Origin of the sequence: Aquisalinus flavus, from assembly GCF_014640095.1 — a bacterium.
Classification (GTDB): Bacteria; Pseudomonadota; Alphaproteobacteria; order Caulobacterales; family Parvularculaceae; genus Aquisalinus; species Aquisalinus flavus.
Genome location: NZ_BMGH01000001.1, coordinates 2,995,595 through 3,020,718 on the forward strand (window position 1 = coordinate 2,995,595; position 25,124 = coordinate 3,020,718).

Here is a 25,124-nt window from a genome sequence, read left to right on the forward strand (position 1 = left end):
TCTGCTCGCGGGTTCAGGCTTGTTCGTCGCGGGAGGGAGCGGCGTGTGCCGTATCGGCGTCCAGCGCCCGTCGGATCAATGCGCGGATCGCCTTGGCCCGTGTCGGCACGCGATGGGCGAATTGCCAGGCGTCGATCGCCTCGATCTCGGCATCGTCCATCATCAGTTGGACTTTTCTGCGGGAATTGTCTGCTTTCGGGGTCTTGTCGTGCTCGCTCATGGCATCATCTGCTAGCCCATTGTGCCGGGCGGTGCAAATTCCTGTTTCCTCGCATTGAATCCCGGCTGGGCCTGAGCTATCACCACGCCATATCTTACAGACAGACAAACCGGCCGGCTGCCCGTGCAGCCCCGGTTCCCACGAGAGAAAAGGAGCCCTAGATGACGCCAGGTCAGGACACATACGGCGCCAAGAAGACGCTCGACGTCAATGGCAAGAAATACAGCTATTATTCGCTCAAGGCCGTGTCCGGGAAGATCGGCGACGTCTCGCGGCTGCCCTTCTCGCTGAAGGTGCTGCTCGAGAACCTGCTGCGCTTCGAGGACGGCCGCACGGTCCGCACCGCCGATATCGACGCGTTCGGCGACTGGCTGAAAAATGGCGGCGACAACAAGGTCGAGATCGCCTATCGCCCGGCCCGCGTGCTGATGCAGGACTTCACCGGCGTGCCCGCCGTGGTCGACCTTGCCGCGATGCGCGACGCGATGAAGAATCTGGGCTATGACGCGGAGAAGATCAACCCGCTCGCCCCGGTCGACCTCGTCATCGACCACTCGGTCATGGTCGACTATTTCGGGACGCCGCAATCCTTCGCCAAGAACGTGGAAGTCGAGTATGAGCGCAATGCAGAGCGTTACACCTTCCTGAAATGGGGCCAGGGCGCGTTCGACAATTTCCGCGTCGTCCCCCCGGGCACCGGCATCTGCCACCAGGTCAATCTCGAATATCTCGCCCAGACGGTCTGGACGGCGGACAAGGATGGCGAGACCTTTGCCTATCCCGATACGCTGGTCGGTACCGACTCGCACACCACCATGGTCAACGGCCTGTCGGTCCTCGGCTGGGGCGTTGGCGGCATCGAGGCGGAAGCGGCCATGCTCGGTCAGCCCGTCTCCATGCTGATCCCGGAGGTCATCGGCTTCAAGATGACCGGCCGCCTGCCGGAAGGCGCGACGGCGACCGACCTCGTGCTCACCGTGACCCAGATGCTCCGTGAAAAGAGCGTCGTCGGCAAGTTCGTCGAATTCTACGGCACCGGCCTCGACAATCTGACGCTCGAAGACCAGGCGACGATCTCCAACATGGCACCGGAATATGGCGCGACCTGCGGCTTCTTCCCGGTCGATTCCGAGACGCTGAAATATCTCAAGGCCACCGGCCGCGATGCCGACCGCATCGCCCTCGTCGAAGCCTATGCCAAGGAACAGGGCATGTTCCGCACGACCGACACGCCGGACCCGGTCTTCACCGATACGCTTGAACTGAACCTCGACGACGTCCGCCCGTCCATTGCCGGCCCGAAACGCCCGCAGGACCGCCTGTTGCTGGAAGACGGCCCGAAAGGCTTCGCCAAAGCTCTCGACAAGGAATATGGCAAGGCCGACGAGGCCGCCAAGCGCTTCGAGGTCAAGGGCGAGGATTTCGACCTCGGCCATGGCGATGTCGTCGTTGCCGCGATCACGTCATGCACCAACACATCGAACCCGTCCGTACTCATCGCCGCCGGCCTTTTGGCCCGCAAGGCCAACGAGCTGGGCATGACGGTCAAGCCCTGGGTCAAGACCTCTCTCGCCCCGGGCTCGCAGGTCGTGACCGACTATCTCGAGCGTGCCGGCCTGCAGGACGATCTTGACGCTCTCGGCTTCGATCTCGTCGGCTATGGCTGCACCACCTGTATCGGCAATACCGGTCCGCTGCCGGAGCCGATCTCCAACGCGATCAACGAGAACGATCTCGCCGTTGCCTCCGTGCTGTCGGGCAACCGCAATTTCGAGGGCCGGATCTCGCAGGATGTGCGCGCGAACTTCCTCGCCTCGCCGCCGCTGGTCGTCGCCTATGCGCTGGCCGGGTCGATGAATGTCAACCTGACCACCGATCCGCTCGGCAAGGACAAGGACGGCAATGACGTCTATCTGAAGGATCTGTGGCCATCGAACAAGGAAATCGCCGAGGTCGTGCGCGGCGCGGTGACGCCGGAAATGTTCGCCTCGCGCTATGGCGACGTGTTCAAGGGTGACGAGCGCTGGGCACAGATCCCCGCGGGCGGTTCGGAAACCTATTCGTGGCCGGAATCGACCTATGTCGCCAACCCGCCCTATTTCGAGGGCATGGACGCAGAACCCAAGCCCGTCAACAATATCGAGGGCGCCGGCATTCTCGCCCTGTTCGGCGAATCCATCACCACCGACCACATCTCGCCCGCCGGTGCGATCAAGGCCGACAGCCCGGCAGGTCTCTACCTGCAGGAGCATCAGGTGCCGATCCGGGAGTTCAACTCCTATGGCTCGCGCCGCGGTAACCACGAAGTGATGATGCGCGGCACCTTCGCCAATATCCGCATCAAGAACCAGATGGTGCCGGGCACCGAAGGCGGCGTGACGATCTACGCGCCGACCGGTGAGGAAATGCCGATCTATGACGCCGCGATGAAATACAAGGCCGACGGCACGCCGCTGGTCGTCTTCGCCGGCGCCCAGTATGGCACCGGGTCATCGCGCGACTGGGCGGCCAAGGGCACGATCCTGCTCGGCGTTAAGGCGGTGATTGCGGAGAGCTTCGAGCGTATCCACCGGTCCAACCTGGTCGGCATGGGCGTCCTGCCGTTGCAGTTCAAGGAAGGCGATTCGTGGAAATCCCTCGGCCTGACCGGCAAGGAGAAGGTCTCGATCGACGGCATCGACACGCTCGAACCGCAACAGACGCTGACGGCGAAGATTATCATGGAAGATGGCACGGAGAAATCCGTCGAGATGCTCGCCCGCATCGATACTGCCGACGAGCTCGACTATTTCCGCCATGGCGGCATCCTGCACTACGTCATCCGCAAGCTGGCGGCGTAAGCGCAGCGATTATCTTAACCCAGATTAAAGGCCGTCCCGTTTCGGGGCGGCCTTTTCGATTGCGGCCCAAATAGGGCCTTTTGCTCACGGCAGTTTGAGATGCAATTCGTGCCGCGTCGTGGGACAAGAGAGGCATGTTGCAGTTTTTCGCGTCCAGACTCTCCGTCCTTCTCAGCGCCGCCGTGGTTTTCGTGGCGGGCCCGGCTGCGCTTGCGCAACTGTCACCGGGCGCCTCCTCCGGTGCGGGCCTGAAAATCGTGGAACTCTACACCAGCCAGTCATGCCCCAATTCTCCGCAGGCAGATGAGAATCTGCGGATCATCGCCAGCCGCCCCGATGTTCTGGCCTTGACGCTTCCCGTGACCTATTGGGATTATTTCGGCTGGCGCGACACGCTGGCCCACAAGGCGTTCGACGAGCGCCAGGAACACTATGTCGACACGCTGGACGCCCATTGGCTTTACACACCGCAGATCGTCGTCAACGGCATCAAGGCGCTGGATGGCGAGAAACTGTCGACATTGGCCGCGACCCTCGATGAGACCCTGGCCGTTCCCGCCCTTGCCGTGATCCCGTCCGGGCGCGACGGGCTGACCATCACCCTGCCGCGCACCGGTCCCGGCCATGCGGCCAGCCTTGTTTTCGTCAGCTGGCATGAACAGCCTGTCAGCGTCGATGTGAAGGGCGGCAAGAATGCGGGCAAGAAGCTGTCCTACACCAATGTCGTTCATACCCTGATCAAGGTCGATGAGGTCGAGCCGGGCGAGACCGGCACGATCGGCTTCACCATGCCGGAAGGCGCCCGGGGCCAGCCATGCGCCGTCTTCCTGCAGGATGCAGAGACCGGCGAGATGGCCGCCGCAGCGCGCTGCGGGCCGGGCTATACATCCTGAGTCAGCCCTTAAAGCGCTTTAAGTTTTACTGAAACAGACATAGTTTCCCTCCGACGGGCGCATGAGGGCGGCCGGGGCAGATGCCGGTTTGCCGTGCGACTGGCGAGGAAAGGGAAAACAATGCTTAAGGAATTCCAGAAATTTGCCGTCAAGGGCAACATGATCGACATGGCGGTCGGCATCATCATCGGTGCTGCCTTCGGCACGGTGGTCAAGTCGCTGGTCGACGACATCATCATGCCGCCGATCGGCATGCTGCTCGGCGGTGTCGACTTTACCGACCTGTTCGTGCCGCTTGCCGGTGGCGACTATGCCTCGCTCATCGAAGCGCAGGAGGCTGGTGCGCCGACCCTGAACTATGGCCTGTTCATCAACAATCTCATCGCCTTCGTGATCGTGGCCTTTGCCGTGTTCATCCTCGTCAAGGCCGTCAACCGGCTGCGCGACCTGGTCGAAAAGGAAGAGGAAGAAACCCCGGCCCAGCTCGAGCCGCCCAAGGAGCAAATGCTGCTGGAGGAAATCCGCGATCTGCTGAAGAAGCAGGCCGGGTGAGTTTCGGCTCCCTGAGCGTAAAGAGCCCGGCCATGAGCCGGGCTTTTTACTATACGCTCCGTGTGGCCTACTTGCCGAGATTCAACATGAAGACCGGGCCGAAATCGACAGTATGGTCGGCATTGCCGAGATGGAATTGCAGGTTCAGCGTGTTCTGGCCATAGGCTTTCGCGGCCTTGCCCTGGATGATGTAGACATTCCATTCATCGTTCAGCGTGTCGCTTGACTGGATGACCGACGTATACGGCGCATCGTTCATCTGCACGACATTGTAGGGCAGCTGCGCATCGCCCTCGACGAGCTTGGCGTAATAGACGACGACGAGAAGGTCGCCTTTCTCCACGGCCGGCCCGATCGGGGAGATGACGTTTGCATCCCAGTTATTGGCCTTCTTCGTCGCGGTGACGCGCAGGGCCTTGTGCCCCGGCACGTCCAGGTCGTCGATCAGGTCGGCCGACTCGACGCCATTGGTGCCGAGCGCACTGGCCCAGGGCACCATGATCAGGTCACCATCGCGTGGCATCGAGGCCATGATCGCGGCAAAGGCTTCGTTGATCGAGGCTTCGTCCTCGCCCTCGACCTGGGCCGACGCGGCTATGCCGGCGACCGACATCATGCCGGCAGCCAGAAGTGCAGATAGAGTACGGAAAAAACGCATCTTGTCCCTCCTGTTGTTTCCCCGGGGACATCTTGCTCTTTGCGGCGTCCCTCGCGTCAATGTTAGCAATAACAGCTTCCCCTCGCAATCTACCCCGTTGCAATGGCTGGAGGTGCCCCTTGCCGCCCCTCGGGCGCGGCAATAATGGCGATTGTGGGAACGGGCCAAGGCCGCTATAGCCTTGCCTCTATGAGCATTCTTGACCAGTCCCGTATCCGTAATTTCTCCATCGTGGCGCATATCGACCACGGCAAGTCGACACTGGCCGACCGGCTGATCCAGGTCACCGGCGGGTTGAGCGACCGTGAAATGTCCGAGCAGGTGCTCGACAATATGGATCTGGAAAAAGAGCGTGGCATCACCATCAAGGCGCAGACCGTGCGGCTGAAATATACCGCCCGGGACGGCCATGAATACACGCTCAACCTGATCGACACGCCGGGCCATGTCGACTTTGCCTATGAGGTCAACCGCTCGCTCGCCGCCTGCGAAGGCTCGCTGCTGGTCGTCGACGCTTCGCAGGGTGTCGAGGCGCAAACGCTCGCGAACGTCTATCAGGCGATCGAGGTCAACCACGAGATCGTGCCGGTGCTCAACAAGATCGACCTGCCGGCCGCCGATGTCGACCGCGTCAAGGAACAGATCGAGGATGTGATCGGGCTCGACGCCTCCGACGCGGTGGAGATCTCGGCCAAATCCGGTCTCGGTATCGACAAGGTGCTCGAGGCGATCGTCACGCGGCTGCCGCCGCCTGTCGGCGAATTGAAGGCGCCGCTCAAGGCGATGCTGGTCGATTCATGGTATGATTCCTATCTCGGCGTCGTCGTCCTGGTGCGGATCATCGACGGTCAGCTGAAAAAAGGCATGAAGATCCGCATGATGCGGGCGGGCGTTGCCTATACGGTCGACCAGATCGGCACGTTCAATCCGAAACGCACCAATGCCGAGGTTCTGGGCCCGGGCGAGATCGGCTATCTCACCGCCTCGATCAAGGAAGTGGCCGATACCCGCGTGGGCGACACGGTCACCGAGGATCGCCGCCCGGCAGCAGAACCGCTGCCCGGCTTCCGTCCGTCCCAGCCGGTCGTGTTCTGCGGCCTGTTCCCCGTCGACTCATCCGAGTTCGAGGATCTGCGCGACGCCATCGGCAAGCTGCGCCTCAACGATGCCAGCTTCGAATACGAGATGGAAACCTCCGCCGCGCTCGGCTTCGGCTTCCGCTGCGGCTTTCTCGGCCTGCTGCATCTGGAAATCATCCGCGAACGGATCGAGCGCGAATTCAATATCGACCTGATCACCACGGCGCCGTCCGTCGTCTATCACATGCACCTGACCGACGGCACGATGAAGGAGCTGCACAACCCCGCCGACATGCCGGATCCGGTCAAGATCGATCACCTCGAGGAGCCGTGGATCAAGGCGACGATCCTGGTGCCGGACGAGTTCCTCGGCGGCGTGCTGAAACTGTGCGAGGACCGGCGCGGTATCCAGCAGGACCTGACCTATGCCGGCGCGCGCGCCATGGTCGTCTATGAATTGCCGCTGAACGAGGTCGTGTTCGATTTCTATGACCGGCTGAAGTCGATCACCAAGGGCTATGCCAGCTTCGATTACCAGATCATCGGTTACCGCACGGACAATCTCGTCAAGATGCAGATCCTCGTCAATGACGAGCCGGTCGATGCGCTGTCGATCATCGTTCACCGCGACAAGGCGGAGGCCCGTGGCCGCTCCATGTGCGAGAAGCTGAAGGACCTGATCCCGCGCCATCTGTTCAAGATCCCGGTCCAGGCCGCGATCGGCGGGCGCGTCATCGCGCGCGAGACCATCGCCGCCATGCGCAAGGACGTGACCGCGAAATGCTATGGCGGCGACGCCAGCCGCAAGCGCAAGCTGCTCGACAAGCAGAAGGCGGGCAAGAAGAAGATGCGCCAGTTCGGCCGGGTCGACATCCCGCAGGAAGCCTTCATCAAGGCGCTGAAGATGGACGAGTAGGCCTCGGCCTGTTTCGCCCGTCTCGCGCCTTGTCTTGCGGCCCGCTAAAGGGCGCTGTAAGCCTGTGTCATGACCGATTTGCTGAAAGATATCTGGTACTTCGCGTGCCTGTCCGCCGAGCTGAAGCCCGGCAAGATGGAGCGGCGCTTCTATTGCGGCGTGCCGGTGGTGATCGGCCGCGATGCGAAGGGCAGTGTCTTCGCCCTGCGCGATGTCTGCCCGCACCGCGCCGCGCCCCTGTCCGCCGGGCGGCAGGTGGAGGAGGGCGGCGAGACCGCGCTGGAATGCCCCTATCATGGCTGGCGCATGAAGACGTCCGACGGCGTCTGCGCGAAAATCCCGGCCCTGTCGGAGACGAGCACTTTCCCCGTGTCGAACATGAAGACCGCGCGTTTCCCGCTGCATGAGGAAAAGGGCACGGTCTGGATCTACATGCCCGCTGACCTGAAGCGCTTCGACGGCGCGCCGGTGATCGCACCGCCGCAGCTGGCAACCGCCGTCGGCGATGCGCCGAAAATGGTCGTCACCGTGCCGGCGAAAGGGCCTTACGATGAGGCGGTGATCGGCCTCGTCGATCCGGCGCACACGCCCTTCGTTCACCAGCAATGGTTCTGGCGCAACCCGGCCGAGGCGAGCGAGAAGGTCAAGGACTATGAGCCGACGGCGCGCGGCTTCCGCATGAAGGCGCATCCGCCGTCAAAGAATGGCCGCGCCTATCGCATCATCGGCGGCAATCCGACCACGGAGATCGAGTTCGAATTGCCCGGCCTGCGCTATGAGACGATCCGCAACGAAAAGCACACCATCCTGTCCTTCACCGCGATCACGCCGACGAAAGACGGCGAGAGCGTCATCAACCATCTGGTCTGGTGGGACATGGCGCTGCTAACCATCGCCAGGCCGTTCTTCATGCCGCTGGCACGCACCTTCCTGAGCCAGGACGGCAAAATCCTTTCTCAGCAGGCGGAGAATATCGAGCGCGAACAGCCGGCGATGATGTATGTCGACGATCCGGACATGCTCGCCAAATGGTATCTGAAGCTGAAGCGGGAATGGACGGAAGCACGCGAGCAGGGCCGCGATTTCGTCAATACGCTGGAGCCGGCGCAGCTGCGCTGGCGGACTTGAGCCGTATGGCGATCAGAGCGACGAGGCTCGCCGTGATGACAAAGCCGAACTGCACCGGCACGGCGCCCTGCACCAGGGGCAGGTAGAGAACCAGTGGCCAGCTCAGCATCAGCCACCAGCGCTCCGGCGCGTTCAGATTCCGTATGCCGGTCATCGAGATCATGACGGCGATGGAGAACAGCATCGGCACCATCTCGTAATAATAGGCATAAGGCGAGCACAGCAGCGTCGCCGGGATCAGCAGCGCGGCTTTCGCCTGCATCGGCGCGGTGCTGCGCCAGGCGAGCGCGACGAGGGCCGCAAGGGCCAGCACCGTCAGCATATGAACGGACAGCGCAATGCCATGGGGCACGCCGAGGGCGCCCAATGCACCATAGGGGCTGATGATGCGGTTGAACGGATAAAGCGACCCGCCGCCGGCCATGTCGGCCTCGACACGGCTGACAGCGCCGGCAAAGGCGCTCCAGCTCTCGATCCCGAAGGCAAGTGTTGCAAGGCCGGACAGGGCGAGCGAGAAGGTGGCGGCACAACCGAACGCTTTCCAGTGACCGCCGAAAAGATAGGCGACCGGGATGAGCAGGCCGAGCTGCGGCTTGATCGTCAGCACCGCGGCGGCAAGCCCAGCCAGCACAGGCCGACGGCCGGGCAGGGCGGCAGCGATCATCAGCATGCCGCCGAAAAACAGCGTGTTCTGGCCCTGTACCAGCGTGACGAGAATGATCGGCGAGGCGAGGATCAGCAGCGGCGCGGCCTTGCCTTCGATTCTGTCCCCGAAGGCGGCCCGGAAACAGCCCCAGAAGACGGCAAGCCCCGCCAGCATCCAGGCCCAATAGGCGACCTTGTAGGGTAGCAGTGCAAACGGCGTGACGAGGAAATAGGCCGCAGGCGGATATTGCCATGTCAGGCCATACCATTCGATGGCAGGCTCTCTCTCTTGCAGTGCCGCTTCGAAACGCGCGGCGTCCCAGGCATCGACGGCGCGGCCCTCCAGCACCATCTCCCCTGCTGTGTGAAAGGCAAGGAAATCGCCGCCCAGATGCTCGCCGCGCATGTTGACGCTGCCATCGGCGAGCAGCGTATCGGCGGCGAGGATCGCGGCGAACAACAGCGCCAGCACGATGGAGACCCGGCGCAATCGGCCCGCGTCGCTGGTCAGCGCCCAGAGCCGGTCCGTGAGGGAGGTGTCAGGCTGCGACATTGCCGGTCTGCCTCGGCTCCGGCATCAGCTCTGGCAGGGCGCGGCGAATGAGCAGCGCCAGCAGGATCAGCACCGTCGCCAGCCACAGCTGGGCGCCAGCATATTTCGACAGGCCGGGCAGGAAGATCGGCAGCGCCCACAGGGCGATCAGCCCTGCTTCCTCCAGCCGCATCAGCCCGGATTGCATCGCCCGGCGCACCAGCACGACCGCCGGGAAGACGAGAATCGTCATCTCGTAATAATAGGCATAGGGCGTACACAGAAAGACGCAGGCGCACAGGATTGCCGCGCGCATCTCACTGTCCCTGATGCGCCGCCAGGTCCACGAGACGAGGCCGACAGCCGCAATCAGCGAGACGAGCTGCAGCGCCATCGCGGCTTCGCGCGGCACGCCGGACTTGGCGAGCGCGGCAAAGACGGTCGGCATTTTCTGCAGCGGATAGATCGAGCGCGAAACGCCATCGCCGACACCGGCAAGGCCGTGGAAGAACGCTTCCCAGGTCTCCCACCCGAACGCGCCGACAGAGGCGGCAAAAAGCAGCACCGCCGTGATACCCGCGGTGAAGAAGGCGCGCCAGCACCCGGCGGCGAGATAGGCGAAGGGCAAGAGCACGCCCAACTGAGGCTTGAAGGTCAGCAGACCGGCGCAGATCCCTGCAAGGATCGGCCGCTTGTCCGGCATGGCTGCGGCGACCACAAGCAATGTCGCGGTGAGAAACCCGTTCTGGCCGGTGATGACGGCGTTGAAACAGACCGGGATCGCCGCGATCAGCAACACGCCCGTCCAGGGCAGTTTCAGACTGCCGCGCATGGTTGCGAGGAACATCGCGAACGTCCCGCCGGTCCACAGGACATAGCCGGGCATGAAGGGCAGCAGGGCCAGCGGCAGGATGAAGAAATAATATGTAGGCGGATATTGCCATGTCAGGCCGAAGCGCTCGCGCGGCATGGCATTGTCCATCAGATAGGCCTCATAGGCCGCAGGCTGATAGATATCCGCCGCCATCCCGTCCATCACCGCGCGGGCCGATCCCCAGAAGGCGACGAAATCGCCGCCCACGGGCGGGCCCTGCGGCAGGTTAAGCTGGTCCGATGTCATGATCGCCTGCGCATAGACGGCGTAGGACACCGCCAGCATGACGAGACTGACGAGAAAGACGCGTTGCGGTGTCGCAACCAGCGTGCCCTCGGGGGCGGGAATGTTCCTGATCCGTGAATACATCTTTAGGGTTTTTATCGGAACATGATGAACAAAGGCTTATCCCGGTCAATCATCCGGGTGCGTCAGGAAATGCTTAAGAGTGATTAACCATGTTTGAACAAAAACCATCCGCACAGCCCGTCCCGGTCCCGCGCGACAGCGACCGTCCGGCGCTGTTGTCCATCGTCTGTCCCGCCTATAACGAGGTCGAAGTGCTCCCCGCCTTTCACCGGCGGGTGCGCAAGGCAATGAACGAGATCGGTCAGGCGTTCGAGGTGGTGCTGGTCAATGACGGCTCGAGCGATGGCACGCTCGACCTGATGCACAAGATCCGCGAGCGTCACCCCAACACCACCATCGTCGACCTGTCGCGCAATTTCGGCAAGGAGATCGCGCTGACAGCGGGCCTCGATGCGGCAGCCGGCGATGCCGTCGTCGTCATCGACGCCGACCTTCAGGACCCGCCGGAGCTGATCGGCGAGTTGATCGCCGGCTGGCGCGAGGGCTATGACGTCGTCTATGCCAAGCGCCGCCTGCGCCATGGCGAGGGGCTGGTCAAGAAAGCGACCGCCGGGGCGTTCTACAAGCTGATGAGCCGTCTCGGCGCGGTGCGCCTGCCGGAGAATACCGGCGATTTCCGCCTGATGAGCCGCAAGGCCGTCGATGCGGTGTGTCAGCTGCGCGAGCGGCATCGCTTCATGAAGGGCGTCTTCGCCTGGGTCGGCTTCCCGGCCAAGGCGGTGCTCTATGATCGCGACCCGCGCGCTGCGGGCGCGACGAAGTGGAATTACTGGAAGCTGTGGAATCTGTCGCTGGAGGGGATCACTTCCTTCACCACGGCGCCGTTGAAAATCTCGTCCTATCTCGGCTTCACCATTGCCTTCGGCGCGATTGTCGCTGGCATATTCTACATGGGCAAGGCGATCCTGTATGGCGATCCGGTCGCGGGCTTCCCGACGCTGATCACCGTCATGCTGTTCCTTGGCGGTGTGCAGCTGGCCTTTCTCGGCATTCTCGGCGAATATGTCGGGCGCATCTTCAACGAGACCAAGGCGCGGCCGCTTTATTTTGCCAATGCCGTACTGGCGTCGGAAATGGTCGCTGCCGGTACTGCCCCGGCGGAAAAGCCGGTGCGCACATCGACCACCTTTCACGATCCGGATGACGGCGAGCGCATGGCCGGGTAAGAGGTGCTTCGTGGCCCTTCGGGCACCTCAGCATGAGGATTGTAACATAATCTCCTTACCCTGAGGTGCCGCGCAACGCGCGGCCACTTGCCCGGAAGCTTGGGGCCGAATCGGTCTAGAGAACAAGGCATGAACCATCATGCCGCTTTCCTGACTTTCTCAACCATTTTCATCCCTGCCGGCACCGCGACGGGACCGGACGTGCTCAGCCTTGCCGGCTGGGCCGTCGCCATCCTGTTCCTTATCGGTGCCATCCTCGCCTGGCTGCGTGGCAGCAAGGCATCGGCCCGGGTCAACGAGGTCGAACGCGAGCTTGCCCGCGCCGCATCGCGGCTGGAGGAATTCGACGGGCTGAAGGACGCGCTGGAGCATGAGAAGGCTTCCGCCTCGCAGCTGCGTATCGAGCGCGCCTCGATGGAGGCCCAGATCGCCGAGCGCGAAAAGGCGATGCAGGACATGCTCAGGGAGAAGGAGCGCGCCATGCAGGACATGAAAGTCCGTATGGAGAATGATTTTCGCTCCATCGCCTCGTCCATGCTCAGCGAGACGCACGAAACCTTCCTCAAGCGCGCCAACGAGACCTTCGAGCGCCACCAGGAAGCGACCAAGGCCGAGGCCGAAGAAAAGCGCAAGGCCGTCGATGACCTGGTCCGCCCGATGAAGGAAAGCCTGCTGCGCTATGAGGACGGGCTGAAGGAACTTCGTCAGCACACGGCAACGGCGCAGGGCGAGCTGTCGAACCATATCAGGGTGCTCGCGTCTTCTGCGGGCGAGATCAAGTCAGAGGCCTCGAAACTGGCGACGGCGCTGCGCTCCGGCTCCAAGACGCGGGGCAATTGGGGCGAGCAGACGCTGCGTAATCTCGTCGAGATGATGGGCATGTCGTCCTATGTCGATTTCACCGAGCAGCGTTACCTGCAGGACGAAGGCAAGACCAAGCTGCCGGACATGGTCGTGAGCCTGCCCGGCGCCCGCGTCATTGCCGTCGACTCCAAGGTGTCCCTCAACTCCTATATCGAAGCGTCCGAGCAGACCGACGAGACCCAGCGCAAGCTGTATCTGTCAAAGCACGCCGATGAAATCTGGACCCATGTCAGGACGCTGTCGGCCAAGGATTATGCCGAAGCTCTGCGCAAGGAGCATTCGCTCGATTTCGTCATCATGTTCCTGCCGGGCGAGCATTTCTTCGCTGCCGCCATGGAAATGCGTCCGAACCTGTTCCAGGAGGCGTTCGATCGCAAGATCCTGATCGCCACGCCGACGACCCTGATCGCGATCATGAAGTCGATCGCCTATGGCTGGCGCCAGGAAAAGGCGACGGAAAATGCCGAGGAGGTCGCGGCGCTGGCAAGCGATCTGTACAAGGCGATGCAGACCATGGGCAACCGGCTGAACCAGCTGGGCAAGTCGCTCGCGCAGACGGTCAAGAAATACAATGACACGGTTGCGACGATAGAGGGCCGGGTCATGCCCAAGGCGCGCAAATTCACCGAACTGGAGATGCAGGGCGCGCAGATGCCGATCGAGGAAATCGAACAGGTCGAACAGTCGGTGCGTCAGCTGGCGGCCAATCGCGACATGCTGCTTGATTTCGACGGCGAGGACGAGAGCCGGGATTAGTGGTCTGCTCGCCGTCTTATCTCAGCGGGTCGGGACGGCGGGAAAATTCTTCGTACAGGGACGATGAGCGCTTTTCGTCGTCGCGGGGCTTTTCACGGCCAGGCCATTCCGACTTGCGGTCATACAGCTCGTTGACGAGATAATCGCGGCGGTGGTTCCCGTTGCTGCCGGAGCCATTGCCGTTTCCGTTGCCATTCCCGTTCTTCTTCGGCTGGCGGGAGAATACCTTGTCCGTTGCTTCAAGAATGGCACGCAATTCCGACTGGGTCGTCTCGAAATTGCGGGCCAGGGTCGAGGCGCGGTTTCGCAGCTCTTCCATTTCCTCGCGCAGGGTTTCCTCCTCGCGGGCCTTGCGGCTGGCATCCTCGCCGGCGCGGGCGTCGCGCAACACGCCCTTGAGCGTCTGCAGCGTGCCCATCAGGGTCGAGGGCGAGACGATCCAGACACGGGCGCGGAAGGAATCGCGGATCAGGTCGGGGAAGCGGGCATGCAGCGTCGTGTAGATAGACTCCGTCGGCACGAACATCAGCGCGGAATCCGCCGTTTCGCCCGGGATGATGAAGCGCTCTGCGACGTCGATGATGTGGCGCAGCACCGCACGGCGGAACGAATCCTCCGCCCCGCGGGCCTGGTGCATGTCGCGCTGGACCTCGTCGCGCGAGGGCAGGGCATTATAGGCATCGAGCGGGAATTTCGTGTCGACGACGATCGTGCCCGGCGCATGCGGCAGGCGGATGATGCAATCGGCACGGTGATTGTTCGACAATAGCGGCTTGAACTCGTAATTGTCAGGCGGCAGCGACGAGCGGATAACGTCCGACAGCTGAACATCCGACATCATGTCGATGCGGGTGTTTTCCGAAATTGACTTTTCCATCTCGCTCAGGCGGGCGGTGAACTGGTCGATGCGGTCGCCGATATTGCGTACCTCGCCATAGACATGGGAGACGGTGCCGAGACGGTCGTCGAGGATCTGCGTGATCGCGCGGATGCGCTGTCCCTGGTTTTCCAGCGTCGACTGCAGCATGTTCACCTGGCGGGTGAATTCGTTCAGCATCGGCGCAATCGTCGAGCCCTCGCCCTCGGCCGGCGCCTCGAAGCGGATTTCGGTCAGCTTGGTCAGCTTGCGGTCGAGCGCGTCGACGACGATGTCGAAGCGGTTGTTCTGGTCGGCCTTCATCGACGAGATCTGGCGGCTGATCTCGTCGCGCAGGATGTCGAGGCGCTCGCCCTGGAGACGCTCCAGCCGGCTGAAATCCTCGCGCAGCACCGTCGGCGCGATATAGGAGCGGGGGCGGTAATCGCTGTCGTGATCCTCGTTCCGCTCGCGATAGGAGCGGCTTTCGCTTGCCGGCATGAACCGCATTTCGCCGGCCTGCTCCTCGCGCGGCGCCTCATGCGGCTCTTCGCGGGACGGGGCCATGGCGGCGGGCTGTTCGGCGGCCTTTTCACTCTGCGGCAGATCGCCGTCATTGGCGGACGCCTGTGCCGGGGCGGACTCCATCGGCGGGTCCTGGCGGGCAGTCTCGCGCTTCTTCTCTTCCGGCGCCTTGGAAAAGCTCATCGGGCCTTTCTGGCGGGCGGCAAAGGCATAACGCACGGCTTCCGCGCCGGCGTCATAATCGCTCTCGACGTGGTGGCCGACGGCATCGGCCGGGGCTTGTTCTGACTTTTTCATGAGCGGGATGACATTTTCATTATCTGCGACAGAGTCGGGTTGCTCTGGCTCTGGCTCGTCCTTGATCTCTTGAAGAACGGGCTCTTCCAGGTCCGGTTCCGGCCCGTGTTCATCCTCGTCGTCATCGGTGATCTCCTCAAACCCGCTGCCAGGCTGGGTTTCGATCACGATATCGTCGTCGGAAACGGCATACTGGTCCTCGAATAGCGGGTTCTCGGCGGATTCTTCCTCGGCCAGGCGCTGGCGGTTGCGCCGGCCCATGACATAAACCGCCGCCAGCATGACAACCATCAGCACGACGGCGCCTATTATCACCCAAGTCGTCATTCCGCTTTCCCCCGACGCCACCGCATCAACCGCCTGCGTCGCTTGCATAGCCTGTTCATACGCAGCCTTTTCTTCATCGACCGTGTTTTCCAAAAACAGGATAATACCTGCAAGAAAACTGCCAGACGTGTCCGTCAGCTTCAGGGCCTGTGTGAAAAACATCCCGTGGCTCATCCCTTACCCAGCGCCTATATGCTTGATATCCATAGAACAAAGGACCCTGCTTGGCGAGGTCTCGACCCTGTGAACTCAAAAGGCAATGCAGAATTCACGCCTTATTGACGAATATCAAGTCAGAGCCTAGGTGAAAGTCATGACAGTGAGACCTATTCTGACAGCCCCTGACCCGCGTCTGCGCGAGGTGTCGAAACCCGTGGAACGGGTGGATGACGCGCTGCGCGCGCTCATGGATGACATGCTCGAGACGATGTATGACGCGCCGGGCATCGGCCTTGCCGCGATTCAGGTCGGCGTGCCCAAACGCGTCATCGTCATGGACCTTGCCGGCGAGGACGAGGCGCCGCAGCCGCGCTATTTCGTCAACCCAGAAATCCTGAATCCATCAGAAGATACAAAGCCTTACGAGGAAGGCTGCCTGTCCGTTCCCGATTACTACGATGAGGTCGAACGCCCCGCCCAGTGCACGGTGAAGTATCTCGACTATGACGGCAACGAGCAGATTCTGGAGGCTGAGGGCTTGCTGGCGGTCTGTATCCAGCACGAGATGGACCACCTCGAAGGCGTTCTCTTCATCGATCATCTGTCTCGCCTTAAGCGGGAACGCATCCTCAAGAAGCTCAGGAAAGAGCAGAGACTCGCCGCGGCGGAATGACAGTGAGGCGCTTTGGCTACACTGTTTAATTTTTTTTAATCTTCACCAACACGCCCCCGCGGCGGAGGGGAAACCTGGATCATGCGGATCGTTTTCATGGGAACCCCGGCCTATTCGGTGCCGGCGCTGGGCGAGCTGATCGCTGCCGGGCACGACATTGCCGCCGTCTACTGCCAGCCGCCGCGCCCGGCCGGTCGCGGCCAGCAAGTGCGCCCGTCACCGGTACAGGACTTCGCCGAAAGCCACGGCCTGACGGTTCGCCACCCGGTAAGCCTGAAGGGCGACGACGAGAAACAGGCCTTTGCCGATCTCGATGCCGACCTCGCCGTGGTTGTCGCCTATGGGCTGATCCTGCCAAGGGCAATCCTCACCGCGCCCCGGCTCGGCTGTATCAATCTGCACGCCTCGCTGCTGCCGCGCTGGCGCGGGGCGGCACCGATCCAGCGGGCGATCATGGCAGGCGATGCCGTCACCGGCGTCCAGGTGATGCAGATGGAGGCAGGGCTCGATACCGGCCCGGTGCTGCTGTCCGAGACCGTTGAGATCGGCGCAAGCGATACCGCCGGCGCGCTGCATGACCGGCTGTCCCAGATCGGGGCCGACATGGTGCCCAGGGCGCTTGCCGCGCTCGACCGCGGCAGCCTCGAAGCGACGCCCCAGCCTGGGGATGGCGTGACCTATGCAGCGAAGATCACCGCCGAGGAAGCGCGTATCGACTGGTCGCGCCCGGCGCAGGAGATCGACTGGCATGTACGCGGTCTTTCGCCCGTGCCCGGTGCCTGGTTCGAGGCAACCGATATCAACAGGTCAGACAGTACACAGATGGTTCGCTGCAAGGCGCTGATGAGTGCCGTGGTTGACGGGGACGGTGCCCCGGGGGAGATCCTCGCGACCGGTGAGCGCCTTGTCGTTGCCTGCGGCGCGGGTGCCATTGCCTTTTCCAGCCTGCAGCGGGCCGGCAAGGGCGTCCAGAGCGCGCAGGACTTCCTGCGCGGATTTCCGCTCAAGCCTGGCATGAGGCTCGCCTGAGTCATGCCGCGCTATCGCCTGACGCTCGAATATGACGGCACGCCCTTCGCCGGCTGGCAGCGTCAGGAAAATGGACCATCCGTACAAGCTGTATTGGAGGTGGCAGGCGAGAGGCTGTCCGGCCAGCGCGCCCCTGTCGCTGCGGCGGGGCGCACGGATTCAGGCGTCCATGCGCTGGGCATGGAGGCCCATATCGATCTCGATCGCGCCATGCCGGCGGACACCGTGCGCGATGCGCTCAATTTTCACCTGCGGCCGCATCCCGTCGCAGTGCTGGAGGCGTCGCTGGCAGAGGAGGGGTTTCACGCCCGCTTTTCCTGTATCCGGCGCCATTACCGCTACCGTTTCGTCGAGCGCCGGGCGCCCCTGTCGCTCGATCGCGATCGCGTCTGGCGCAGGCCCTTCATCCTTGATGTCGAGGCAATGAACGCCGCGGCCCTGCTGCTGAAAGGCAAGCACGATTTCACCACCTTCCGCTCGGCAAATTGCCAGGCGGACAGCCCGGTCAAGACGCTGGAGGATATTGCCGTCACCCGGGTCGGCGGTGAAGTCCACCTGACCTGCCATGCCCGGTCCTTCCTGCATAACCAGGTCCGCTCTTTTGCCGGAACGCTCGAACGCGTCGGCGCTGGGAAATGGTCGGCCGAGGATGTCGCGAGTGCCCTTGCTGCAGCCGACCGGACGGCCTGCGGGCCTGTCGCCCCGGCCTGCGGGCTCTATTTCGTCAAGGCCGATTACTGACCCCGGGGGCGGTGGCGATGTAACCCGTATACGGAAAAACCCGGATCGTCCGATCCGGGTTCTCTCGAGATAAACATGTCAGACCCGAAAAGACGGGTTCAGGGCCTTATTCAGCGGCTGGAGCTTCCTGCTGCTGCTGTTGCTGCTGGGCAGCGGCGGCCTGCGCCATCATCTGCTGGATGACCGGGTGGTTGCCGTCCGGATAGGCCTGGGCAATCGTCGTGCCGCATTCCTCTGCCTTGGCCATCACGGTGTTGACGACCTGTTGGCCGGCTTCCTCGGTGTCATCCTCGGGGAAGCTTTCCAACAGCGACTCGGCGCCGGCGATATAGGCGGCTTTCAGTTCGTCGTCGGTCTTGCCATCCATGGCGGCATAAAGCTCATAGGTCCACATCGCCGCGGCAATGTCCGTCTCCATGTAGAAGCGCTTGATGTCCTGCTCCGACATGCCGGTGGCCTGGTCGAGGTCGACGAATTCGAGCATCCAGTCAAACGTCGCCGCGCAGCTGGCGGCTTGCTGGGCGGTGAATTTTGCGGGCGGTGGCGTCTGGCCGTCCTGCTGGGCACCGGCGGTGCCGGCCAGCAAGAAGGAGGCCCCTGCAGCGAGTGCTGCGCCAAATACTGACTTCTTCATGGAATATCCTTCCGGTTATCTGATGTCCCTGATCCCACAGCAACAAGGCGGGTTTGTGTTCAAAGTCGGAGCAAAACAGCCCTCTTTGCGGGACTCTCGATCAAGTTGGCGACATCATACTGTCCCGCCATGAGCCATGCAAAGAAAGTTTTGAGCGGATGACGAAAACTAAATCTTGCAATTGCCGAAATGGGCTTGACGCCGGAATGGTTCAATCCCGGGCGAAATAGACATCGACCGGCACCATGTCGAGCGGCATGAAAAGCCCGATGAACCCGCGCAGCACGCCGGTCACGACGATACTGACCAGGAAACCGATCAGTGACAGCATGACGAGGATCGAGATCGTCTGGACGATATTGATGTCGAGCGCCCGGCGCAGCACGCCCCAGCGGATATAGAACATGAAGATCGTCACGCCGAGCAACAGCCCGGCAAAGCTCGCCGGCGACGGCGTCAGCAGGATAAGGATCAAGGTCAGGGCGAGCAGCAATTGGGTCATCAGCTCGCCCCAGTTATAGGCGACGACCAGCGGGCTCATCCCGCGTTCCTTGTTCAGCGAGCGCGACAGCACGATCAGCATGGCGATCAGCGCGACGCGTATGGCGGCGACGGTGAGCATCTGCACGACCATCAGCAAGGGCAATGGCAGGGCGAGGGTCATCTCGGCAGCAAAGTCGGGGATTTCGAGGATCAGCAGCAGTGACAGATAGAGGATCAGCGCCGCCACCGGCAGGCCGAGCAGGACGGCCCATAAGGAGCGATAGAATCCGTCCGCCCCGGCATCGAGCCTCTCGCGCCAGAGCGGGTTGTTCCGGGCCATGGCGAGGACGGCGCGGAACTGCGACCCGATATAGGCTGGCGTGATCATGACGCGTCGAAATACCGTGTGAGGATGGTGTGATAGATCGCTGTCAGCAGATGGATGTCGCCGGTCGCGACCTGCTCGTTGATCTTGTGCATGGTCGCGCCGACGAGGCCGAATTCCGCGACCGGCGCGATATCCTTGATAAAGCGCGCATCGGACGTGCCGCCGCTGGTCGACAGTTCCGGCCTGCGCCCGGTGTGCTGCTCGACGCAATCGGCCAGAAGGTCCGTATAGGCCGTATCGGTGGTCAGGAAGGCCTCGCCCGAGGTGCGGGCCGACAGCGTCCAGTCGATACCGCCATCATGGGCCGCAGCCGCCTCTTCGAGCCTGTCGCGAAGATGCGCTTCGAGACTTGCCCCGGTCCAGTTCGGGTTGAAGCGCACATTGAACCGCGCGCCCGCCTCGCCCGGGATGACATTTTCGGCCAATGGCGGCGTCGCCAGGGCGGTCACTTCCAGGTTGGATGGCTGGAACCGCTCATAGCCATCGTCCAGCGGCTCGCCGGTCAGCGCGGCGAGAAGGGCGGTGAGTTTGGGCACCGGATTGTCGGCGTGGTGGGGATAGGCGACATGGCCCTGGATGCCGCTTACCGTCAGTTGTGCGTTGAAGCTGCCGCGGCGGCCGACCTTGATCATGTCGCCCATTATTTCGGGATTGGACGGTTCGCCGACGATGCAGTGGTCGATCGTCTCGCCGTTTTCCTGCAGCCATTTAACCAGCTTGCGCGTGCCGTTGATCGCCATGCCTTCTTCATCGCCGGTGATCAGCAGGCTGATCGATCCGGCAGGCTTGCCGTTCTCGGTGAACCGCGCCAGAGCGGCGAGGAATGCCGCGATCGCGCCCTTCATGTCGGCTGCGCCGCGTCCGGTCAGCATGCCATCGACGACGGCGGGCTGGAAGGGCGGCACGGACCATGCCGCCTCCGATCCCGCCGGCACGACATCGGTGTGGCCGGCAAAGCAGAAATGCGGCGCGCCGGTGCCGAGACGGGCATAGAGGTTGTCGACCGGCGGCAGGCCTTCATCGGCAAAGGTCAGGCGCTCGCAGGCAAAGCCGAGCGGCTCCAGCCAGCGCTGGATCAGGTCGATCGCGCCGCCTTCGGCCGGGGTCACCGACGGACAGCGGATCAGTTCGGCGGCGAGGGCCACCGGGTCCGACTGGGCCGATAGGGAAATGGGTTGTGAACTCATGACAGTGCTTATGATATGCGGCGCGCTCTTAGGCAACTGTTCAGGCGATCACACCCCGGCGTGGCGCTGGATCAGGCGGATATTGGCAAGGTTCGCCTTGAAGGCGACGTCGAAGATATCGCCCAGCAGCGGGATACTGCCGATCACGGTGTCGATCAGCACATTGACCAGCATCCGGATGACCGTGCCCGGCCCGACCCCGAGCCGGACGCCCTGCCAGACGATCCACAGCGACACAATGCCCGTCGCCGTATCGCCGATGCCGGGGATCAGGCCGATCAGGGAATCGAGGCCGAAGCGTACGCCCGTACCGGGAATGACGAATTGCGCATCGAGCAGGGTCGCGAGCTTTTCGAGCCGCTCCAGCCGGCGCTTTTTGTCGTCGTCGCCCCGATAGGTGGCCTCAGGGCTGATCGTGTCCGTATCGGGCGTGCCGGACAGGTCAATCATTGCGCGCGATGATCCAGATGGCATGGATGATGCCGGGAATATAGCCGAGCAGCGTCAGCACGATGTTGATCCAGAAGTGCAGGCCGAAGCCGACCTGGAAGAAGACGCCAACCGGCGGCAGGATGATCGCAAGGATGATGCGCAGGACGTCGCCCATGATATTTCCTTCTCGTTTTGCGCCCGCATGTGGGCAATGTCGATATGGGAAACGGATGGGGCGGGCGCAAGTTCCCTGCCGGACTCCTGCCTCCCTGCTGCATCAGTCGAGACTGTCCGGCACGTCCTTCATCTTGCGGGCGACCATCGCATAGTAGTAGAGCGGCTCGCCTTCCATCGACAGGCGGTGGCGATAGCGCTCTAGATGGTGCACTTCCAGATATTCCGAAAAGATCAGCTTGCGAATAAAGCTCGAAAAGCCGGAATCGTCGCTTTCCTGCAGGAAGGTTTCCTTGATGTTGAAGGCGACCCAGCCGCGATCCTCGACCAGGTTCATGGCGGGCACGAAGGCTTCCACCGGGATATCGGCAAAGCCGAGCGCGGCGACCACGGTCAGCGCGTTGAAGCGCCAGCTCTCCAGCTCCTCGCGCTGGGCGCCGGTCAGGTCGGAGAAATCGGCAACGACGTAGTCATCATAGACCGATGGCCGGTCGCGCCAGGCGGCGTCGCGCGCCTCGGGGATGATGTCAGCGCCGACGAGACGGGACACGCCGTGCTTCTTCAGTTCCTCGCCCATGATGCCATTGCCGGCGCCGAGATCGAGCACGCGCAGGCCGAACATGTCTTCGGCATTGGCGGTGAGGGTATCTTCCAGAATTTCGGCGACCTTGACCGGGGAATTGCACTGCAGGCGCTCGTAGAAAACCTGCTCATACAGGCCGGGCCGCTTGTAGAGTTCGTCGTAATCATGGAAGCGCAGCTGGTGGCGCTTGTCGTTTTCGACGAGGTGAAAGATGACTTCACTCTGGGCGAGCCTTGTGCTGTTCTCCGGCGGGAACTGGATACGGTGGCGCTTTAACATATCTGTCCTCTCCCGATACGGACAGTTTATCCGCATCGACATTACAAGCCATGACCACGTTGATCATGCACTCAATTTTCGCATGGCAGGGATATAGCGCAAGCAAGCAGGTTTGTCACACTTTGTGGCAAGGCCTGTCGGCAGAATCCCGCGTAATTGTTTCGATGATCCTGAAATGCCAATAATAACAACGCCATGGAAAAAGTTCCATGGCGTTGAAAAAATAGTCAGTAGGCCGTGGCCGGTCAGACTCCGCGGCCGCGCAGCAAGTGCATCACGACGGATACGAGCAGCAGGACGAGGAAAACGAAGAACAGGATCTGCGCAATGCCCGATGCCGCACCGGCAATGCCGCCAAACCCGAACACAGCAGCAATCAGTGCAATGACGAAAAAGATAATGGCCCATCTCAGCATGGAAATATCCTCCTTTTAGCTTTGAGCGTATCGATGCCTGCCTAATGCGCTGAAAAGCCACATCGTTCCGTAATTTCCGGAAATTACCTCGCGGGCCGCAATTGCGCTTACATGAAGGAGTAGGGGTCGATGTCGACCGTGCGCCGGACCGAGGAATGGATTTTAACATCCGTTAACCATGCCCGGAGGAAATTCTGGATCGACACGTCCCGCGCTGCCTTGATCAGGAAGCGTATACGGTATGATCCGCGCAGGCGGTAGAGCGGCGCGGGCGCCGGCCCCCAGACCTCGATCCCCTGGCCGTGCGGCACCTGCGCCGCCAGCATGCGCGCGGCACTGTTGACATGGCCCTCGTTCTCGCCGGACAGGATCAGCGCGGCAAGCCGGCCGAAGGGCGGGAAGCCGAGCATCTCCCGGCCGTCGCGTTCTGCCTCCATGAAGGCGTCGCGATCCCCGGAGGCAAGCCCGGCAATGACCGGATGGTCCGGCTGGTAACTCTGCAACAGGGCGCGCCCCGGCTTTTCCTCGCGCCCCGCCCGGCCGATCACCTGCGACAGCAATTGCCAGGTCCGCTCGCCGGCGCGCAAATCACCGCCGACCAGGCCAAGATCGGCGTCGACGACACCGACCAGGGTGAGATTGGGGAAATGGTGACCCTTGGCGGCCACTTGCGTCGCCACGAGAATGTCGATCATACCCTCTCTCATCCGGCCGAGCAGCTCCTGTCCCGCCGCCGGGTTGATCACCGTATCGGATGAAAAGATCGCGATCTCCCTGTCCGGCCACAGCCGCGCCGCCTCCTCGGCGATGCGTTCCACGCCCGGTCCGCAGGGGGCAAGGGAATCATGCGCGCCGCAATGGGGGCAGGTGTCGGGCCGGGGGATCGAATAGCCGGTATGGTGACAGACGAGCCGGTTCGAAAAGCGATGCTCGACCAGCCAGGTGTCACTGTCGGGCGCCGTCATCCGCTCACCGCATTTGCGGCAGATGGTCAGCGGGGCATAGCCGCGCCGGTTGAGGAACAGCATCGCCTGTTCGCCGCGCGCCAGCGTCTCGTTCACCGCGCCGATCAGCACCGGCGAGAGCCATTCCTGTTTCGCCGGCGGGGTCTCGCGCATGTCGATCAGGCGGATATCGGGCATGGTCGCGCCACCGAAGCGGGATGGCAGCTGCACCGTCTCATACCGCCCGCCCTGCGCATTCACCGCCGTTTCCAGCGACGGCGTCGCCGAGGCGAGCACGATCGGAAACCCGCCATGGGCGGCGCGCAGGATCGCCATGTCGCGGGCCTGGTACAACACCCCGTCCTGCTGCTTGTAGGCCGGGTCATGCTCCTCATCGACGATGATCAGCTTCAGATTGCTGAACGGGAGGAACAGCGCCGAGCGCGCCCCGACCACCAGCCGGGCGGAGCCATCGGCGACCCGTCGCCATGTCCGGCGCCGGCCCGCCTGGCCGAGATCCGAATGCCATGGCGCTGGCGCGGCAGCGAAACGCTCCTCCAGCCGTTTCAGGAAGGGCAGGGTCAGCGCGATTTCCGGCAGCATCACCAGCACCTGCGCGCCCGGGTCCTGTTTCAGCGCGGCGGCGGCGGCTTCCAGATAGACCTCGGTCTTGCCCGACCCCGTCACCCCGTCGATCAGCGTGCAGGCATATTCACGGCGCTCGATATGGCGCCGGATCGTGGCCGCGGCATCGGCCTGTTCAGGCGACAGGGTCTTGCCGCGCCGGCCGAGGTTCGGCGGATCGAACGGCGCGTCGGGGTCGGACTCGATCTTCTCGAGCGCCCCGGCATCGGCGAGCGCGCGCACCACGCCGTCGGAGACGCCGGCGCGCCGGGCGATCTCTGCCGGTGTTGCCGGGAAATTCAGCCCACGGACGGCCTCCAGCACCTTTTCGCGCTGTGGCGTCATCCTCACGCCGGCAGGGATCGCCGCTGCGGCGAGATAGCCCGTCTGCGGCCGCGGCGGGTCGAGCTGCGCGCCGGAGCGCATCACCATGCGCAGCACCGCGCCCTGCGGAAACAGCGTATAGGCGGAGACCCAGTCGACGAAATTCATCACCTCGACCGACAGGCGCGGCGCGTCGAGGCGTTCCAGCACCGGCTTGATCTTCTTCAGGTCGATCGCGCCATCGACCTCCCCCGGCCAGACGACACCGCGCACATGGCGCGGGCCCAGCGGCACGGTGACATAATCCCCGGCGGCAAGGCCCAGCTCGTCAGGTGCGGCATAGGTATAGGGTCCGGCAAGCGGCAGCGGCACCAGCACGCGCACAAGACGCGGGGCGGGCTGTTCCATTCCGGGAAGGGCGGCTGGTTCGGCACTCATCAGGCGACGACAGATACAGGGCGCGGCGTCCCCTTGGCAACACACGGCATCGGCAACACACGGCATTGGCGACAGGGGGGCTACGTCACGACCGGTTCTTGCCCCGCCTTGACCGTCTG

Annotated in this window: 23 protein-coding genes; 10 read left to right on the forward strand and 13 right to left on the reverse strand. The window is 62.8% G+C overall.

Going from position 1 to position 25,124, the window contains the following annotated elements; all coding sequences use genetic code 11:
* Positions 1-13: 13 nt before the first annotated feature.
* Complete coding sequence (locus tag IEV88_RS13825; RefSeq protein WP_188157880.1) at positions 14-220, reverse strand: hypothetical protein; 207 nt, start codon at positions 218-220, stop codon at positions 14-16.
* A gap of 161 nt (positions 221-381) precedes the next feature.
* Between IEV88_RS13825 and acnA the strand changes: the two genes are divergently transcribed.
* The 3 genes from acnA (at position 382) to mscL (ending at position 4,505) form a co-directional block, all read left to right on the forward strand.
* Complete coding sequence (gene acnA / locus IEV88_RS13830; RefSeq protein WP_188157879.1) at positions 382-3,060, forward strand: aconitate hydratase AcnA; 2,679 nt, start codon at positions 382-384, stop codon at positions 3,058-3,060.
* Between the two features lie 134 nt (positions 3,061-3,194).
* Positions 3,195-3,953 carry a DUF1223 domain-containing protein gene (locus IEV88_RS13835; protein ID WP_188157878.1) on the forward strand — a complete coding sequence of 253 codons (759 nt, stop codon included), beginning with the start codon at positions 3,195-3,197 and terminating at the stop codon, positions 3,951-3,953.
* A gap of 120 nt (positions 3,954-4,073) precedes the next feature.
* Positions 4,074-4,505 carry a large conductance mechanosensitive channel protein MscL gene (gene mscL, locus IEV88_RS13840; protein WP_188157877.1) on the forward strand — a complete coding sequence of 144 codons (432 nt, stop codon included), beginning with the start codon at positions 4,074-4,076 and terminating at the stop codon, positions 4,503-4,505.
* 67 nt (positions 4,506-4,572) lie between these two features.
* Here the strand turns inward: mscL and IEV88_RS13845 are convergent, their stop codons facing one another.
* On the reverse strand, positions 4,573-5,163 hold the full coding sequence (locus tag IEV88_RS13845) for a hypothetical protein (protein ID WP_188157876.1): 591 nt from the start codon (positions 5,161-5,163) through the stop codon (positions 4,573-4,575).
* A gap of 189 nt (positions 5,164-5,352) precedes the next feature.
* Here IEV88_RS13845 and lepA point away from each other — a divergent pair, with 189 nt between their 5' ends.
* Positions 5,353-7,158, forward strand: coding sequence for a translation elongation factor 4 (gene lepA / locus IEV88_RS13850; protein ID WP_188157875.1), 1,806 nt, complete (start codon positions 5,353-5,355; stop codon positions 7,156-7,158).
* A gap of 69 nt (positions 7,159-7,227) precedes the next feature.
* Positions 7,228-8,286, forward strand: coding sequence for a Rieske 2Fe-2S domain-containing protein (locus IEV88_RS13855; protein ID WP_188157874.1), 1,059 nt, complete (start codon positions 7,228-7,230; stop codon positions 8,284-8,286).
* Here the strand turns inward: IEV88_RS13855 and IEV88_RS13860 are convergent.
* Complete coding sequence (locus tag IEV88_RS13860) at positions 8,246-9,484, reverse strand: glycosyltransferase family 87 protein (protein ID WP_188157873.1); 1,239 nt, start codon at positions 9,482-9,484, stop codon at positions 8,246-8,248. The genes IEV88_RS13855 and IEV88_RS13860 overlap by 41 nt on opposite strands.
* Complete coding sequence (locus tag IEV88_RS13865) at positions 9,471-10,706, reverse strand: glycosyltransferase family 87 protein (protein ID WP_188157872.1); 1,236 nt, start codon at positions 10,704-10,706, stop codon at positions 9,471-9,473. Before IEV88_RS13865 ends, IEV88_RS13860 begins: the two co-directional genes overlap by 14 nt.
* 89 nt (positions 10,707-10,795) lie before the next feature.
* On the opposite strand from IEV88_RS13865, the gene IEV88_RS13870 reads away from it, so the two are divergent.
* Positions 10,796-11,872, forward strand: a complete 1,077-nt coding sequence (locus IEV88_RS13870) for a glycosyltransferase family 2 protein (RefSeq protein ID WP_188157871.1) — start codon at positions 10,796-10,798, stop codon at positions 11,870-11,872.
* Between the two features lie 129 nt (positions 11,873-12,001).
* On the forward strand, positions 12,002-13,492 hold the full coding sequence (locus IEV88_RS13875) for a DNA recombination protein RmuC (RefSeq protein ID WP_188157870.1): 1,491 nt from the start codon (positions 12,002-12,004) through the stop codon (positions 13,490-13,492).
* Between the two features lie 16 nt (positions 13,493-13,508).
* Here IEV88_RS13875 and rmuC read toward each other — a convergent pair whose 3' ends face one another.
* Positions 13,509-15,497 (reverse strand): DNA recombination protein RmuC, encoded by a 1,989-nt coding sequence (gene rmuC, locus IEV88_RS13880; protein WP_188157869.1) that lies wholly within the window; start codon positions 15,495-15,497, stop codon positions 13,509-13,511.
* Positions 15,498-15,810: 313 nt separating this feature from the next.
* Here rmuC and def point away from each other — a divergent pair, with 313 nt between their 5' ends.
* The 3 genes from def to truA all read left to right on the forward strand — a co-directional run bounded on the left by def (position 15,811) and on the right by truA (position 18,099).
* Positions 15,811-16,329, forward strand: a complete 519-nt coding sequence (gene def / locus IEV88_RS13885; RefSeq protein WP_188157868.1) for a peptide deformylase — start codon at positions 15,811-15,813, stop codon at positions 16,327-16,329.
* An 81-nt stretch (positions 16,330-16,410) separates the two neighbouring features.
* On the forward strand, positions 16,411-17,358 hold the full coding sequence (gene fmt / locus IEV88_RS13890; protein ID WP_188157867.1) for a methionyl-tRNA formyltransferase: 948 nt from the start codon (positions 16,411-16,413) through the stop codon (positions 17,356-17,358).
* Positions 17,359-17,361: 3 nt separating this feature from the next.
* Positions 17,362-18,099, forward strand: coding sequence for a tRNA pseudouridine(38-40) synthase TruA (gene truA, locus IEV88_RS13895; RefSeq protein ID WP_188157866.1), 738 nt, complete (start codon positions 17,362-17,364; stop codon positions 18,097-18,099).
* Positions 18,100-18,205: 106 nt separating this feature from the next.
* Here the strand turns inward: truA and IEV88_RS13900 are convergent, their stop codons facing one another.
* The 8 genes from IEV88_RS13900 to IEV88_RS13935 form a co-directional block, all read right to left on the reverse strand.
* Positions 18,206-18,733 carry a hypothetical protein gene (locus IEV88_RS13900; RefSeq protein ID WP_188157865.1) on the reverse strand — a complete coding sequence of 176 codons (528 nt, stop codon included), beginning with the start codon at positions 18,731-18,733 and terminating at the stop codon, positions 18,206-18,208.
* A gap of 211 nt (positions 18,734-18,944) precedes the next feature.
* The gene (locus IEV88_RS13905) at positions 18,945-19,604 is read right to left on the reverse strand and encodes a hypothetical protein (RefSeq protein ID WP_188157864.1); all 660 of its coding nucleotides are present in this window, start codon (positions 19,602-19,604) and stop codon (positions 18,945-18,947) included.
* Positions 19,601-20,791 (reverse strand): succinyl-diaminopimelate desuccinylase, encoded by a 1,191-nt coding sequence (dapE, locus tag IEV88_RS13910; protein ID WP_188157863.1) that lies wholly within the window; start codon positions 20,789-20,791, stop codon positions 19,601-19,603. The genes IEV88_RS13905 and dapE overlap by 4 nt, the downstream gene beginning before the upstream one ends.
* 48 nt (positions 20,792-20,839) lie before the next feature.
* Positions 20,840-21,241, reverse strand: coding sequence for a DUF4112 domain-containing protein (locus IEV88_RS13915; protein WP_188157862.1), 402 nt, complete (start codon positions 21,239-21,241; stop codon positions 20,840-20,842).
* Entirely contained in the window at positions 21,234-21,398 is a 165-nt protein-coding gene (locus tag IEV88_RS13920; protein ID WP_188157861.1) for a YqaE/Pmp3 family membrane protein, read from the reverse strand. Before IEV88_RS13920 ends, IEV88_RS13915 begins: the two co-directional genes overlap by 8 nt.
* A 102-nt stretch (positions 21,399-21,500) precedes the next feature.
* Positions 21,501-22,259 (reverse strand): class I SAM-dependent DNA methyltransferase, encoded by a 759-nt coding sequence (locus IEV88_RS13925; RefSeq protein ID WP_188157860.1) that lies wholly within the window; start codon positions 22,257-22,259, stop codon positions 21,501-21,503.
* Positions 22,260-22,504: 245 nt separating this feature from the next.
* Positions 22,505-22,675, reverse strand: a complete 171-nt coding sequence (locus tag IEV88_RS13930) for a DUF1328 domain-containing protein (RefSeq protein WP_188157859.1) — start codon at positions 22,673-22,675, stop codon at positions 22,505-22,507.
* A 107-nt stretch (positions 22,676-22,782) separates the two neighbouring features.
* On the reverse strand, positions 22,783-24,975 hold the full coding sequence (locus IEV88_RS13935; protein ID WP_188157858.1) for a primosomal protein N': 2,193 nt from the start codon (positions 24,973-24,975) through the stop codon (positions 22,783-22,785).
* Between the last annotated feature and the right edge of the window lie 149 nt (positions 24,976-25,124).

Bases quoted from the DNA above. Each gene is read 5' to 3' on its own strand.
- IEV88_RS13825 (WP_188157880.1), bottom strand. From the start codon at position 220: ATGAGCGAGCACGACAAGACCCCGAAAGCAGACAATTCCCGCAGAAAA.
- acnA (WP_188157879.1), top strand. From the start codon at position 382: ATGACGCCAGGTCAGGACACATACGGCGCCAAGAAGACGCTCGACGTC.
- IEV88_RS13835 (WP_188157878.1), top strand. From the start codon at position 3,195: ATGTTGCAGTTTTTCGCGTCCAGACTCTCCGTCCTTCTCAGCGCCGCC.
- mscL (WP_188157877.1), top strand. From the start codon at position 4,074: ATGCTTAAGGAATTCCAGAAATTTGCCGTCAAGGGCAACATGATCGAC.
- IEV88_RS13845 (WP_188157876.1), bottom strand. From the start codon at position 5,163: ATGCGTTTTTTCCGTACTCTATCTGCACTTCTGGCTGCCGGCATGATG.
- lepA (WP_188157875.1), top strand. From the start codon at position 5,353: ATGAGCATTCTTGACCAGTCCCGTATCCGTAATTTCTCCATCGTGGCG.
- IEV88_RS13855 (WP_188157874.1), top strand. From the start codon at position 7,228: ATGACCGATTTGCTGAAAGATATCTGGTACTTCGCGTGCCTGTCCGCC.
- IEV88_RS13860 (WP_188157873.1), bottom strand. From the start codon at position 9,484: ATGTCGCAGCCTGACACCTCCCTCACGGACCGGCTCTGGGCGCTGACC.
- IEV88_RS13865 (WP_188157872.1), bottom strand. From the start codon at position 10,706: ATGTATTCACGGATCAGGAACATTCCCGCCCCCGAGGGCACGCTGGTT.
- IEV88_RS13870 (WP_188157871.1), top strand. From the start codon at position 10,796: ATGTTTGAACAAAAACCATCCGCACAGCCCGTCCCGGTCCCGCGCGAC.
- IEV88_RS13875 (WP_188157870.1), top strand. From the start codon at position 12,002: ATGAACCATCATGCCGCTTTCCTGACTTTCTCAACCATTTTCATCCCT.
- rmuC (WP_188157869.1), bottom strand. From the start codon at position 15,497: ATGACGACTTGGGTGATAATAGGCGCCGTCGTGCTGATGGTTGTCATG.
- def (WP_188157868.1), top strand. From the start codon at position 15,811: ATGACAGTGAGACCTATTCTGACAGCCCCTGACCCGCGTCTGCGCGAG.
- fmt (WP_188157867.1), top strand. From the start codon at position 16,411: ATGCGGATCGTTTTCATGGGAACCCCGGCCTATTCGGTGCCGGCGCTG.
- truA (WP_188157866.1), top strand. From the start codon at position 17,362: ATGCCGCGCTATCGCCTGACGCTCGAATATGACGGCACGCCCTTCGCC.
- IEV88_RS13900 (WP_188157865.1), bottom strand. From the start codon at position 18,733: ATGAAGAAGTCAGTATTTGGCGCAGCACTCGCTGCAGGGGCCTCCTTC.
- IEV88_RS13905 (WP_188157864.1), bottom strand. From the start codon at position 19,604: ATGATCACGCCAGCCTATATCGGGTCGCAGTTCCGCGCCGTCCTCGCC.
- dapE (WP_188157863.1), bottom strand. From the start codon at position 20,791: ATGAGTTCACAACCCATTTCCCTATCGGCCCAGTCGGACCCGGTGGCC.
- IEV88_RS13915 (WP_188157862.1), bottom strand. From the start codon at position 21,241: ATGATTGACCTGTCCGGCACGCCCGATACGGACACGATCAGCCCTGAG.
- IEV88_RS13920 (WP_188157861.1), bottom strand. From the start codon at position 21,398: ATGGGCGACGTCCTGCGCATCATCCTTGCGATCATCCTGCCGCCGGTT.
- IEV88_RS13925 (WP_188157860.1), bottom strand. From the start codon at position 22,259: ATGTTAAAGCGCCACCGTATCCAGTTCCCGCCGGAGAACAGCACAAGG.
- IEV88_RS13930 (WP_188157859.1), bottom strand. From the start codon at position 22,675: ATGCTGAGATGGGCCATTATCTTTTTCGTCATTGCACTGATTGCTGCT.
- IEV88_RS13935 (WP_188157858.1), bottom strand. From the start codon at position 24,975: ATGGAACAGCCCGCCCCGCGTCTTGTGCGCGTGCTGGTGCCGCTGCCG.